Consider the following 12,850-nt stretch of genomic DNA (forward strand, 5'->3'; position numbering starts at 1 on the left):
GCGAGCGGGCGCCGGGTCAGCCCGTCGCCAGCAGGACCGCCAGGGCGATCGCGCCCACCAGCGCGGGGGCCAGGATCTCGTAGGCCCAGCGGACCGTGACCTCGCCCTGGGCGACGGCCGCGTGGCCCTCGTGGAGTTCGCGGAGGTCGTCCATGATCTTGTCGGTCGCGGCGCGGGTGGGCTCGTCCGAGTCGCCGGGGCGCGGGGCCGTGAAGGCGGAGGCGAAGCCGCCGGGGCGGGAGGTGATACCGGCGGCTTCCATCTGCAGCCGGGCCTGCTGGCGGTTGGCGCGCTTGCGGGCGCGCAGGGAGACCGGGATGGCCCAGAGCTGGTACTTGGTGCCGACGTCGGAGAAGACCTCGTTGGAGTAGCCGGAGCGCAGGCCCGAGACCTTCCCCCAGGGCAGGGTGATCACGCGGAAGGGGTTGCGGACGCGCAGCCGCTGCTCGTTCACGAAGACGGCGGGCCGCAGCGTGAAGGCGATCACGACCGGCAGCACCAGGAGCATCCCGGCGAGCGCGAACCAGGGGGTGCGCCCGTCACCGTGGACCAGCGCGTCGATGCCCAGCCAGCCGGTGATCGCGCACAGCAGGAGCCCGCCGCCGATACCCATCGTCGAACGGTGCACCCAGTCCTTGTGGGCGGGCGCCGAAGGCGCGGTGGGCTCAGGCTGCGGGCTCGTCATGGCCCCGATTGTGCACGACATGTCCGCCTCGCCCGCGGCCGGTGCCGAAACCGGCGCCCAACCGTGATCTGCACCGGCACCTTTACGTCCCGCTCCGGGGGTATACAGCCGCTACGCGCGTAGATATGCTCGTCTGGTGACCATGCCCACCACCACCGCATCCCCCGCGCAGGCTTTCGCCGACGTCACCGCGTCCGACAGCACGCTGCGCCGCTTCCTCCACGGGCTGCCCGGCGTCGACGCGGTCGGCCTGGAGGCGCGCGCCGCCGCCCTCGGCACCCGATCCATCAAGACCACCGCGAAGGCGTACGCCATCGACCTCGCCATCTCGATGGTCGACCTGACGACGCTGGAAGGCGCGGACACCCCCGGCAAGGTCCGGGCGCTCGGCGCCAAGGCGGTCCACCCGGACCCGACGGACCGGACGGCCCCGACGACCGCCGCCGTCTGCGTCTATCCCGACATGGTGGCCGTCGCCAAGGAGGCCGTCGCCGGTTCCGGCGTCAAGGTCGCCTCGGTCGCCACCGCCTTCCCGGCCGGCCGCGCCGCGCTCCCCGTGAAGCTGGCCGACGTGCGTGACGCCGTCGCCGCGGGCGCCGACGAGATCGACATGGTCATCGACCGGGGCGCGTTCCTCGCGGGCGACTACCTGAAGGTGTACGACGAGATCACCGCCGTGAAGGAGACCTGCGGGACGAGCGCCCGTCTGAAGGTCATCTTCGAGACCGGCGAGCTGTCCACGTACGACAACATCCGCCGCGCCAGCTGGCTCGGCATGATGGCGGGCGCGGACTTCATCAAGACCTCCACCGGCAAGGTGGCGGTCAACGCCACCCCCGCCAACACCCTGCTCATGCTGGAGGCGGTGCGCGACTTCCGCGCCCAGACCGGCGTGCAGGTCGGCGTGAAGCCCGCGGGCGGCATCCGCACCACCAAGGACGCCATCAAGTTCCTGGTCCTGGTCAACGAGACCGCGGGCGAGGACTGGCTGGACAACCACTGGTTCCGCTTCGGCGCCTCCTCGCTGCTGAACGACCTGCTGATGCAGCGTCAGAAGCTGGCCACCGGCCGCTACTCCGGCCCCGACTACGTGACGGTGGACTGATCACCATGGGTTCCCTTTTCGAGTACGCACCGGCGCCCGAGTCCCGCTCGGTCGTCGACATCGCCCCCTCCTACGGCCTGTTCATCGACGGCGAGTTCACCGAGGCGGCCGACGGCAAGGTCTTCAAGACCGTCTCCCCGTCCACCGAGGAGGTGCTCTCCGAGGTCGCACAGGCCGGTGAGGCCGACGTGGACCGCGCGGTCAGGGCCGCCCGCAAGGCGTTCGCCAAGTGGTCGGCGCTGCCCGGCTCCGAGCGCGCCAAGTACCTCTTCCGCATCGCCCGGATCATCCAGGAGCGCAGCCGTGAGCTGGCGGTCCTGGAGACGCTGGACAACGGCAAGCCGATCAAGGAGACCCGCGACGCGGACCTCCCCCTGGTCGCCGCGCACTTCTTCTACTACGCGGGCTGGGCCGACAAGCTCGACCACGCGGGCTTCGGCGCGAACCCGCGTCCGCTGGGTGTCGCGGGCCAGGTCATCCCGTGGAACTTCCCGCTGCTGATGCTGGCGTGGAAGATCGCCCCCGCGCTCGCGGCGGGCAACACGGTCGTCCTGAAGCCCGCCGAGACGACCCCCCTCTCCGCCCTGTTCTTCGCGGACATCTGCCGCCAGGCGGGCCTGCCCAAGGGTGTCGTCAACATCCTTCCCGGGTACGGCGACGCGGGCGCCGCGCTGGTCGCGCACTCCGACGTGAACAAGGTCGCCTTCACCGGCTCCACGGCCGTCGGCAAGCAGATCGCGCGCACGGTCGCGGGCACGGACAAGAAGCTCACCCTCGAACTGGGCGGCAAGGGCGCGAACATCGTCTTCGACGACGCCCCGATCGACCAGGCCGTCGAGGGCATCGTCACCGGCATCTTCTTCAACCAGGGCCAGGTCTGCTGCGCGGGCTCGCGTCTGCTGGTCCAGGAGTCGATCCAGGACGAGCTGCTCGACGCGCTCAAGCGCCGCCTGTCCACGCTGCGCCTCGGCGACCCGCTGGACAAGAACACGGACATCGGCGCGATCAACTCCGCCGAGCAGCTGGCCCGTATCACCGCGCTCGCCGACAAGGGCGAGGCCGAGGGCGCCGAGCGCTGGTCCCCGGCCTGCGAACTCCCCTCCTCCGGCTACTGGTTCGCCCCGACGCTCTTCACGAACGTCACCCAGGCGCACACCATCGCCCGCGACGAGATCTTCGGCCCGGTCCTGTCGGTGCTCTCCTTCCGCACGCCGGACGAGGCCGTCGCCAAGGCGAACAACACGCAGTACGGCCTCTCGGCGGGCATCTGGACCGAGAAGGGCTCCCGGATCCTCGCCGTCGCCAACAAGCTGCGCGCGGGCGTGATCTGGTCCAACACGTTCAACAAGTTCGACCCGACCTCGCCGTTCGGCGGTTACAAGGAGTCGGGCTTCGGCCGCGAGGGCGGCCGCCACGGCCTGGAGGCGTACCTCGCCCCGTCGAGCCCGGAGGGCGAGCGCTAAATGAGCACAGTTGAGAAGTCCGAGAAGACCGAGCCGCGGCTGTCGGTCTTCAAGACCTACAAGCTGTACGTCGGCGGGAAGTTCCCGCGTTCCGAGAGCGGCCGGGTGTACGAGGTGACCGACTCCAAGAACAACTGGCTGGCGAACGCGCCCCTTTCCTCCCGCAAGGACGCCCGTGACGCGGTGGTCGCCGCGCGTAAGGCGTTCGGCGGCTGGTCCGGCGCGACCGCGTACAACCGCGGTCAGGTCCTCTACCGCGTCGCGGAGATGCTGGAGGGCCGCAAGGACCAGTTCGTCCGCGAGGTCGCCGAGGCCGAGGGCCTGTCGAAGGCGAAGGCGGCGGCGGTCGTGGACGCGGCCATCGACCGCTGGGTCTGGTACGCGGGCTGGACCGACAAGATCGCCCAGGTGGTCGGGGGCGCCAACCCGGTCGCGGGCCCGTACTTCAACCTGTCCTCCCCGGAGCCGACCGGCGTGGTCGCCGTCCTGGCCCCGCAGGAGTCGTCCTTCCTGGGCCTGGTCTCGGTCATCGCCCCGGTGATCGCGACGGGCAACACGGCAGTCGTGATCGCGAGCGAGAAGTCCCCGCTCCCCGCGCTGTCGCTCGGCGAGGTGCTGGCCACCTCCGACGTGCCCGGCGGTGTCGTCAACATCCTGTCCGGCAAGACGGCGGAGATCGCCGCGCCGCTCGCCGCGCACCAGGACGTCAACGCGATCGACCTCGCGGGCGCCGGCCCGGAGCTGGCGAAGGAGTTGGAGATCGCGGCGGCGGACAACCTCAAGCGCGTCCTGCGTCCACAGCCTGTGGACCACACCGCGACCCCGGGCATCGACCGCATGACGGCGTTCCTGGAGACGAAGACGGTCTGGCACCCGACGGGCGCGCTGGGCGCGGCGGGTTCCTCGTACTGACCCCGACCGGTCCCCGTACGCTCCGTACGTTCCGTACGCGCACGAGCCGCGTCGCCCCCCGTCCACGAGGCGGGGGCGGCGCGGCTCGCCGTGTTACGGGGTCCGGTCAGCTCTGCGGGGTGCCCGCGCCGAGGACACCGAGGACCTGGCCGACGACCGGAATGTGGCCGAAGGACTGGGCCTCGGCGATGGGCGCGGTCAGGGCCCGGGAGGTGAGCGGCTTGAAGTCGGCGAGCTGGGTGCCGATGCCGTTGTTCAGCGGGTCGACGCCGGTGCCCGCGAGCGGGTTGGGCTTGAGGCCGGCGATCGGGCCCGTGGCGTAGCCGAGGGTGGTGGTGAGGGCGGAGAGGCCGGCCTGCGGGTCCACCTTTCCGAGTGACGTGGGCCTGGACGGCAGGTCCACGAGCGGGGCGGACGCGTCGGCGTGGGCCGTCGCCGCGCCCGCACCGAGGGCCGCTCCGGCCGTCGCGAGGGCGATCAGGGCGCGCCGGGCCGGGTTCCGGGAGGGCCGGGGTGCGGAGTGTCGGGCCATCGCTGGTGCCACCTTCGGGTGCGCGGGGTAATGCGGTCGACACGTAGGGTAGTTGAGGTGTGACGCGCGTTCCAAAGCCGACCCGCGTGGTCGGCAACGGCGCCACCATGCGTCAAACTGGTGTTCCGTGAGCATCCATCCCCCGTCCCCCGCCCGTGTGGTGCTGCTGTGCGGCCCGTCGGGTTCGGGCAAGTCACTCGTCGCCGCCCTCTCCGGGCTGCCCGTCCTGCGCCTCGACGACTTCTACAAGGAGGGCGACGACCCGACGCTGCCCCTGGTGGACGCGAGTTCGGACATCGACTGGGACCATCCGCTGTCCTGGGACGCGGACGTGGCGGTGGCGGCCATCACCCGCCTGTGCGCGACGGGTTCGACCCCTGTGCCGGTGTACGACATCTCGCGCAGCGCCCGTACCGGCGAGACCGCCCTCGACATCGGTCGTACGCCGCTGTTCGTCGCCGAGGGCATCTTCGCGGCGGAGATCGTGGAGCGCTGCCGTGAACTGGGCGTGCTGGCGGACGCGCTGTGTCTGACCCGGGGCCCGCTCACCACCTTCCGGCGCCGTTTCCTGCGCGATCTGAAGGAGGGCCGCAAGTCGGTTCCGTTCCTGCTGCGGCGCGGCTGGCGCCTGATGCGCACCGAGCGCGTGATCGTCACCCGCCAGGTCTCCCTGGGCGCCCACCCATGCGGCCGCGACGAGGCCCTGAGCCGTCTCGCGGCGGCCGGGGCGGCGCGTGAGACGGCCCAGGAGGCGGCGGCGTAACGGCGCGGCGCCCTCGCCCGCACGACGGACACGGCGAAGGGGCGGGACTGGCGGCCCCCCGGCCCTCCAGTCCCGCCCCTTCGTTCCGTGCTCCCCCCGGGTACTCCCCCGTGTTTCCCCGTCCCCCCCGGTTCCCCCGTTGCTTCCCGTGGGACCGCCCCCCAGCGGTCCCACGGTTTCCCCCGTTCCCCCCGTGCCCCCTCGGGCCTCGCCCCAGGGCTTCTCCCCCATCGCCCCGGGGCTTTCCCCGTCGGCCGCCGAACCTCCGGCGGACCTACGGAAACTCTCAGGCGACCAGTTCGCCGAAGGCGCTCTCCTCGTCGCGGCCGAGGCTCAGCACCTCGTCGTCGCGCAGCCGGCGCAGTGAGCGCCAGATGCTGGACTTCACCGTGCCGACGCTGATGCCGAGTATGTCGGCGATCTCCGGGTCGGTACGGCCCTCGTAGTAGCGCAGGACCAGCATCGTGCGCTGGAGTTCGGGCAGCCGGGCCAGCGCCTGCCACAGGACCGCGCGCAGTTCGGTGCCGCGCATCGCGTCCGTACTGGCGGGCGTCTCCGGCAGTTCCTCGGTCGGGTACTCGTTCAGCTTGCGGCGGCGCCACGCGCTGATGTGCAGGTTGGTCATGGTGCGGCGGAGGTAACCGCCGACCGCGGCCTTGTCGCTGATCCGGTCCCAGGCCCGGTAGGTCGAGAACAGCGCGCTCTGCAGCAGGTCCTCGGCCTCGAACCGGTCACCGGTGAGGTGGTAGGCGGTCGCGTACAGGGAGGCGCGGCGCTCCTGGACGTAGGCGGTGAACTCCGCCTCCGTCAGGGAGCGTCGCTCCCCCTGCTCCTCCCCGTACGCCTCCCCCTGGCGTGCGTCGACCACCGTCATGTACCCGGTGTGCTGACGCCCGGTGCCGCGCGCGCACCCCCGTACGCTCCCGGCTTCCCGGCCGCGTTCCAGCAGCGCGGTGCCGGTGCCGGCACCGGACTTCCCCGAGCTCTCGATCCCCCGGTGCACGTCGTGCAGACGTGTGACCACTGCGCTGGTGCTCATGCCGTGCGGCGTGTTCATCTCGCGCTCCCCGTCGTGGACTTTCCGGTGTTCGGGCTGTTCGGTGCTGTTTCCCCCGTGCCTAAAAGCTTGCCGAACGACCTTCATGGCCGTGTCCGCCGACTGTCACAGACCTGTCACAGGGGCCCCGCCCGGCGGGTCGTTCCCGGCTGTCGGGCATCCCGAATGGCAGGGCCATATCCCTTCTGACCTCGCAGGACCCGCTTCCTGCCGTAGCGGACGGTGCGGCACGGGTCGTACGGGAGCCGGTGCATGGGCCAGAATGAGCCCGTGCCTTCCCTGTTGCTGATCGAGGACGACGACGCCATCCGTACGGCCCTGGAGCTCTCCCTGACGCGCCAGGGGCACCGGGTCGCCACCGCCGCCAGCGGCGAGGACGGTCTGAAGCTGCTGCGTGAACAGCGGCCGGACCTGATCGTGCTGGACGTGATGCTGCCCGGCATCGACGGGTTCGAGGTGTGCCGGCGCATCCGCCGCACCGACCAGTTGCCGATCATTCTGCTGACCGCGCGCAGCGACGACATCGACGTGGTGGTCGGCCTGGAGTCCGGCGCCGACGACTACGTCGTGAAACCGGTGCAGGGCCGCGTCCTGGACGCCCGTATCCGTGCCGTGCTGCGGCGCGGGGAACGCGAGTCCAGCGACTCCGCGACCTTCGGCAACGTGGTCATCGACCGCTCGGCGATGACCGTGACGAAGAACGGCGAGGACCTTCAGCTCACCCCGACCGAGCTGCGGCTGCTGCTGGAGCTGAGCCGCAGGCCCGGACAGGCCCTGTCCCGGCAGCAGTTGCTGCGGCTGGTGTGGGAGCACGACTACCTGGGCGACTCGCGCCTGGTGGACGCGTGTGTGCAGCGGCTGCGCGCCAAGGTGGAGGACGTGCCGTCCTCCCCGACCCTGATCCGCACGGTCCGTGGTGTCGGCTACCGCCTGGACGCTCCGCAGTGAACGAACGAGGGGGACTCGGCCGCTGGCTGGCCGAGCGGGGGAGAAGGCCGGCCGGGCTGCGTTTCTCGAGCCTCAGGCTGCGCCTGGTGCTGGTCTTCGGTCTGGTCGCGCTGACCGCCGCGGTGTCCGCGTCGGGCATCGCCTACTGGCTCAACCGCGAGGCGGTGCTCACACGCGCCCAGGACGCGGTGCTGCGCGACTTCCGCCTGGAGATGCAGAACCGCGCGGGCGCGCTGCCCACGCATCCCACGCAGGACGAACTCCAGATCGCGGCCGGGCAGATGGCGGGCAGCAGCCAGCGCTTCAGCGTGCTGCTGGTCGCCCAGGACACCGACCGCCGCACGGTGTACGGCAGTTCGGAGGGGCTGAACGGCTTCTCGCTGAAGGACGTGCCCCCCTCGCTGACCGCCGCCGTCAACAAGCAGCAGAAGACGAGCGGTTCGGACGAGGCGCCGTACCACCTGTACTGGCAGCGGGTCACCGAGCACGGCACGCCGTACCTGGTGGCGGGCACGAAGGTGATCGGCGGCGGCGCGACCGGCTACATGGCCAAGTCCCTCGAACCGGAGGCCAAGGACCTCAACTCCCTTGCCTGGTCGCTCGGTATCGCCACGGGCCTGGCGCTGATCGGCTCCGCGCTGCTCGCGCAGGCCGCCGCCACGACCGTCCTCAAGCCGGTGCACCGGCTCGGGGTGGCCGCGCGAAGGCTCGGCGAGGGCCGCCTCGACACCCGGCTGCGGGTCTCCGGCACGGATGAACTCGCCGACCTGTCAAGGACGTTCAACAACGCGGCCGCCGCGCTGGAGACGCGGGTCGCGGAGATGGCCGCGCGCGACGAGGCGTCCCGGCGCTTCGTGGCCGACATGTCGCACGAGCTGCGCACCCCGCTGACCGCGATCACCGCCGTGACCGAAGTCCTGGAGGAAGAGCTGGAGTTCGAGGGCGGAGGCATAGACCCGATGATCGAGCCCGCGGTACGGCTCGTGGTCAGCGAGACCCGGCGGCTGAACGACCTGGTGGAGAACCTGATGGAGGTCACCCGCTTCGACGCGGGCACCGCTCGGCTCGTCCTGGACGACGTCGACCTCGCCGACCAGATCACCGCCTGCATCGACGCCCGCGCGTGGCTCGACGCGGTGGACCTGGACGCCGAGCGCGGCATCCACTCCCGGCTCGACCCGCGCCGCCTGGACGTCATCCTCGCCAATCTCATCGGCAACGCCCTCAAGCACGGCGGCTCCCCGGTGCGCGTCTCGGTGCGCATCGACGGGGACGACCTGGTCATCGCGGTGCGCGACCACGGCCCCGGCATCCCCGAGGACGTCCTCCCGCACGTCTTCGACCGCTTCTACAAGGCCAGCGCCTCCCGCCCCCGCTCCGAGGGCAGCGGCCTCGGCCTGTCCATCGCCCTGGAGAACGCCCACATCCACGGCGGCGAGATCACCGCCGCCAACTCCCCCGAGGGCGGCGCGGTGTTCACGCTGCGACTGCCCCGGGACGCCTCGCGGCTGACCGAGGAGGAGGGCGAGGAGGGCAAGGACGGCGGCGCTTCCGGGGGCGGCCCCGCGGGCGACGGCTCCGGCACTTCCGGTGCTTCCGGCACTTCCGGTGCTCCTGGTGCTCCTGGCGCTTCCGGCGGGGAGGGGCGCGGATGAGGGCGCGTACGCTGCGGCCGCTGCTGGCGCTGCCCCTGCTCGGCGCGCTGCTCGCCGGGTGCGGCATCCGGCCCACCGAGGTGCCGACCGACTTCGGGCGGGCGCCCTCGCGGGTGCCCTGCTCGCCCACCGGCTCCGACCGGCCCGACGAGTCCGCGCACGGCGTGCCCGTCCAGGTCTTCCTGCTGTGCGAGTCGTCGCTGGTCGCGGTGGACCGTACGGTGCGGGTGCCGGAGGGTACCCCGGACGCGCGGCGCCGGATCATCGTCGCCGAGGGCCTGCTCGACCAGCTCGCCGCCGCCCCCTCCACCGGGGAACGCGCCGCCGGGTACGCGACCCGGGTGCCGGGTGGCCTCGGCGTGTCCGGGCCGGGCCACGACGACCCCGAGGACGCGCTCCGGCTGAGCGCCGACCCCTCCCGCCTCTCCTCCTACGCCCTCGCCCAGGTCGTGTGCACCCTCTCCGACTCGACGGCGACCGAGGAGGACGGCGCGGTGGTCCTCGGCGGCCCGGGCACGGGCACCCTGCGCCGCTACGCGTGCACCGACGACGTACGCGACCGGCCGGGCCGCACGGAGCCGCCGTCCAGCGAGGTCGAACGGGGCTGAGCCCGGGGCCGAGGAGACACCCCCCAGTGGCCGCCGTGGGGTGGCGCGCGGCGGTTCGGCGCACGGGGTGCGGGGCACGAGGCGCCGCGAACGGCGGTGTGGCGTATGCCTCACGGGGGCGCGCGTGGTGCGTGCGGAACCGATCGTGCGGGGTGGCGCGTCTTGGGAGGCGTGCAGCGTCAAGGCTCCATCGGCGGCAATGCCGTGATCCGCATCCGTGTGACAGGGGGCGTCCTCCTCGTCGCGCACCTCGCCCTCGTCGCCTGGCTGACGCTGCGTCCGCTGGACGTTCCCTGGGTACGGCCCGCCAATCTGCGCCCGCTCGCCGGGGTCCGCGCCGACCTGGCGCTGGGCTGGCCCGACGCGGCCGCCCGGCTGGGCGCCGGCCTGGGGCTGCTGGCCCCGCTGGGCGTCCTGCTGCCGATGGCCGACGGCAGACTCACCGTCTCCCTGCTCGGCTCCCTGTTCCGTACGGCCGCCGCGGGCGCCCTGATCTCGCTGGGCATCGTCCTGGCGCAGACAGGCGTGCCGGGGCGCGTCGCGGACGTGGACGCGCTGCTGCTGAACACCGCCGGGGTCGTCCTCGCCCATCTGGCGTTCGTCCCCGCGGGACGCGGCTGGCTGCGGCGCAGAACACGGCACGGGGAGCGGGGGTCGGTCGCGGTTCCGGGGGAGGCGTCTCAGGGGCGGACCCCGACGCTTCCCAGGGTCGGGGTCGTGCCGTAGGGGCGTACGTCAGGGGCGGTAGGGCTCGTCGGTCGATGCCGCGTCCTGCCCCTGTCCGGTGGGCCCCGCCTGTCCCGTCGTCGCCGACCAGTTGGCGAGCAGCGTGAGGGCGTCCTCGGTGGGTGTTCCCGGAGCCGCGCTGTAGACGAGCACGCTCAGGCCGCTCTCGTCGGGCAGGTTCATGGTCTCCTGCTCGAGTTCGAGGTCGCCGACGAGCGGATGGTGGACGCGCTTCGTGGTGTCGCGGAAGACATGCACGTCCTGGGAGCCCCACATCACGCGGAACTCCTCACTGCGGGTGGACAGTTCACCGATGAGGTGGGACAGCTCCCGGTCGTGGGGGTTGCGCCCCGCCTCCACGCGCAGCGCGCCCACGGCGAAGCGGGCCATGTGCTCCCAGTCGGTGTAGAACCGCCGGGCGGCGGGGGTGAGGAAGGCGAACCGGGCGACGTTCCCGCCGTTGGCCGCGTCGGCGAACAACTCCGAGTACAGCGCCCGGCCCAGCGGGTTGGCGGCCAGCGTGTCGAGGCGGTTGTTCATCACGAACGCGGGCAGTCCCGGCATCCCCGCGACGATCCGCGCCACGCTCGGCCGCACCGTCGGCCGGCTCTGCCGCTGCCGGGCCCGCGCGGCGGGCGTCGGTCCGGCGGCGCGGGCGAGGTCGTACAGGTACATCCGCTCGGTCGCGTCGAGCCGCAGCGCCCGCGCGAGGGCGTCCAGCACGCCGTCGGAGACGCCCTGGAGGTTTCCGCGCTCCAGCCGCGTGTAGTACTCGACGCTCACCCCGGCGAGCGTCGCGACCTCGCCCCGGCGCAGTCCGGGCACCCGCCGCTGTCCGTACACCGGCAGCCCCACCTGGTCGGGGGTGATCCTGTCGCGCCGGGACCGGAGGAAGGCGCTGACGGCGTCCCGATTGTCCATGGGAACAGCGTAGGCAGCCCGCGCCGGGCGTGAGGGTCCCTGCCATTACCCCTCACGGCGGGGACTCCCCCGGCGCGGCGGACTCCCGTTGCATGGAGTGACCGCCTCCCCGGCCGCCCGGCCGCGTGCTCCGCTCGGCGAAGCGGGAACCCGCCGACAGCGGCAGGCTCGTACATACGGACATGACCGACGGCGGAGCCGTACGACACACACCCATGAGACGACGAGGAAAGCACCATGACCACCACCTGGTTCATCACCGGCACCTCCTCGGGCTTCGGCCGGCTGCTCACCGAACGCCTGCTGGCCCGGGGCGACCGGGTCGCGGCCACGCTCCGCAGGCCCGAGGCCCTGGACGACCTGCGCGCGGAGTACGGCGACCGGCTCTGGACGGCCCGGCTCGACGTCACGGACACCGAGGAGGTGCGCCGCGTCGTGGACGAGGCGTTCCGGGACCTCGGCAGGATCGACGTGGTCGTGAACAACGCCGGGTACGGCGTGCTCGCCTCCGTGGAGGAGGCGTCCGACGAGCAGATCCGCCGCGTGGTCGACACCAACCTGATCGGCTCGATCCAGGTGATCCGCGCGGCCCTGCCGCATCTGCGCGCGCAGGGCGGGGGACGCGTCCTCCAGGTGTCGACCGCGGGCGGGCAGACGACCTATCCGGGGCTCGGTTACTACCACGCGTCCAAGTGGGGCATCGAGGGGTTCTGCGAGACCGTGGCGCCCGAGATCGCGCCGTTCGGGGTCGCCCTGACCATCGTTGAGCCGGGCGCGACCCCGACCAACTTCGGCGCCTCGATCGACACCGCGCCGCCGCTGGCCGCCTACGCGGACACGCCCGCGGGCGCGACCCGGCAGGCGATCGCCGAGGGCCGGTTCCCGCTTCCCAACAGCGCCGAGAAGATCGCGGACGCGATGATCGGCCTCGTCGACTCCGGCGCGACACCGCTCCGGCTGCCGCTCGGTCCCGACACGTACGACGACGTGCACACGGCGCTCGCGGGGCGGCTCGCCGAGCACGAGGCTCATCGGGAGGTGGCTTACTCGGTGGCGGCTGGGTAGGCGGCCCGGGGGTCGCCTCAGGGGTGGACCCCGACGAATTCCAGGGTCGGCATCGCTCGTTGGAGTGATGATTTCGACCGCTTTGCCCTCGTACCGTGGAATCACAGAACGGGGGCGGCGCATCGGCCGCCGACCGGCCACCGGCCCGTGCGCGGGCCGCCGACGACGACGGAGGAACAGCCATGACCGCCCTTGCCCGCCCCACCGACGGCCGCATGATCGGCGGAGTGTGCGCGGCGCTGGCGCGCCGCTTCGGCACCTCGGCGACGACGATGCGGGTGATCTTCCTGCTGTCCTGCCTGCTGCCCGGCCCGCAGTTCCTGCTCTACATAGCCCTCTGGATCCTGCTGCCGTCCGAGGACAAGGCGCGCCCGGCCACCTGGTGACCCCATGCGCGAGCCGCCGACGCG

14 protein-coding genes are annotated in these 12,850 nt (G+C 72.3%); 10 read left to right on the plus strand and 4 right to left on the minus strand.

Annotated elements, in window-relative coordinates:
- Window positions 1-16 precede the first annotated feature (16 nt).
- Window positions 17-685 (minus strand): PH domain-containing protein, encoded by a 669-nt coding sequence (locus AB0E91_RS06820; RefSeq protein ID WP_361776300.1) that lies wholly within the window; start codon window positions 683-685, stop codon window positions 17-19.
- Window positions 686-827: 142 nt separating this feature from the next.
- On the opposite strand from AB0E91_RS06820, the gene deoC reads away from it, so the two are divergent.
- From deoC to AB0E91_RS06835, 3 genes are read left to right on the plus strand one after another with little or no spacing between them, the layout of a single operon-like run.
- Entirely contained in the window at window positions 828-1,790 is a 963-nt protein-coding gene (deoC, locus tag AB0E91_RS06825) for a deoxyribose-phosphate aldolase (protein ID WP_361777327.1), read from the plus strand.
- A gap of 5 nt (window positions 1,791-1,795) precedes the next feature.
- Window positions 1,796-3,253 (plus strand): aldehyde dehydrogenase family protein, encoded by a 1,458-nt coding sequence (locus tag AB0E91_RS06830; protein ID WP_361776303.1) that lies wholly within the window; start codon window positions 1,796-1,798, stop codon window positions 3,251-3,253.
- Window positions 3,254-4,165 carry an aldehyde dehydrogenase family protein gene (locus tag AB0E91_RS06835; RefSeq protein ID WP_361776306.1) on the plus strand — a complete coding sequence of 304 codons (912 nt, stop codon included), beginning with the start codon at window positions 3,254-3,256 and terminating at the stop codon, window positions 4,163-4,165.
- Window positions 4,166-4,271: 106 nt separating this feature from the next.
- Here AB0E91_RS06835 and AB0E91_RS06840 read toward each other — a convergent pair whose 3' ends face one another.
- Complete coding sequence (locus AB0E91_RS06840) at window positions 4,272-4,697, minus strand: hypothetical protein (RefSeq protein ID WP_361776309.1); 426 nt, start codon at window positions 4,695-4,697, stop codon at window positions 4,272-4,274.
- 127 nt (window positions 4,698-4,824) lie between these two features.
- On the opposite strand from AB0E91_RS06840, the gene AB0E91_RS06845 reads away from it, so the two are divergent.
- Window positions 4,825-5,460, plus strand: a complete 636-nt coding sequence (locus tag AB0E91_RS06845; RefSeq protein ID WP_361776312.1) for a uridine kinase — start codon at window positions 4,825-4,827, stop codon at window positions 5,458-5,460.
- Window positions 5,461-5,746: 286 nt separating this feature from the next.
- On the opposite strand, the gene AB0E91_RS06850 is transcribed toward AB0E91_RS06845, so the two are convergent.
- A complete protein-coding gene (locus AB0E91_RS06850) occupies window positions 5,747-6,517 on the minus strand; it encodes a SigE family RNA polymerase sigma factor (RefSeq protein WP_361776315.1) in 771 nt (256 codons plus the stop codon).
- A gap of 270 nt (window positions 6,518-6,787) precedes the next feature.
- Between AB0E91_RS06850 and afsQ1 the strand changes: the two genes are divergently transcribed.
- From afsQ1 to AB0E91_RS06870, 4 genes are all read left to right on the plus strand, one after another.
- Window positions 6,788-7,465, plus strand: a complete 678-nt coding sequence (gene afsQ1 / locus AB0E91_RS06855; protein WP_026248263.1) for a two-component system response regulator AfsQ1 — start codon at window positions 6,788-6,790, stop codon at window positions 7,463-7,465.
- 26 nt (window positions 7,466-7,491) lie between these two features.
- Window positions 7,492-9,120 carry a HAMP domain-containing sensor histidine kinase gene (locus tag AB0E91_RS06860; RefSeq protein WP_361777330.1) on the plus strand — a complete coding sequence of 543 codons (1,629 nt, stop codon included), beginning with the start codon at window positions 7,492-7,494 and terminating at the stop codon, window positions 9,118-9,120.
- Window positions 9,117-9,728: a hypothetical protein gene (locus AB0E91_RS06865; RefSeq protein ID WP_361776319.1), complete on the plus strand. Its 612-nt coding sequence runs from the start codon at window positions 9,117-9,119 to the stop codon at window positions 9,726-9,728. Before AB0E91_RS06860 ends, AB0E91_RS06865 begins: the two co-directional genes overlap by 4 nt.
- A 171-nt stretch (window positions 9,729-9,899) precedes the next feature.
- Complete coding sequence (locus AB0E91_RS06870; RefSeq protein ID WP_361776322.1) at window positions 9,900-10,454, plus strand: VanZ family protein; 555 nt, start codon at window positions 9,900-9,902, stop codon at window positions 10,452-10,454.
- Between the two features lie 9 nt (window positions 10,455-10,463).
- Here AB0E91_RS06870 and AB0E91_RS06875 read toward each other — a convergent pair whose 3' ends face one another.
- The gene (locus AB0E91_RS06875) at window positions 10,464-11,375 is read right to left on the minus strand and encodes a helix-turn-helix transcriptional regulator (protein WP_361776325.1); all 912 of its coding nucleotides are present in this window, start codon (window positions 11,373-11,375) and stop codon (window positions 10,464-10,466) included.
- Between the two features lie 237 nt (window positions 11,376-11,612).
- On the opposite strand from AB0E91_RS06875, the gene AB0E91_RS06880 reads away from it, so the two are divergent.
- Window positions 11,613-12,440 (plus strand): SDR family oxidoreductase, encoded by an 828-nt coding sequence (locus AB0E91_RS06880; protein WP_361776328.1) that lies wholly within the window; start codon window positions 11,613-11,615, stop codon window positions 12,438-12,440.
- A gap of 182 nt (window positions 12,441-12,622) precedes the next feature.
- Window positions 12,623-12,826, plus strand: coding sequence for a PspC domain-containing protein (locus AB0E91_RS06885; RefSeq protein ID WP_161178708.1), 204 nt, complete (start codon window positions 12,623-12,625; stop codon window positions 12,824-12,826).
- The last annotated feature ends 24 nt before the right edge of the window (window positions 12,827-12,850 follow it).

Origin of the sequence: Streptomyces sp. NPDC026659 (genome assembly GCF_040638245.1) — a bacterium.
Lineage (GTDB): Bacteria > Actinomycetota > Actinomycetes > Streptomycetales > Streptomycetaceae > Streptomyces.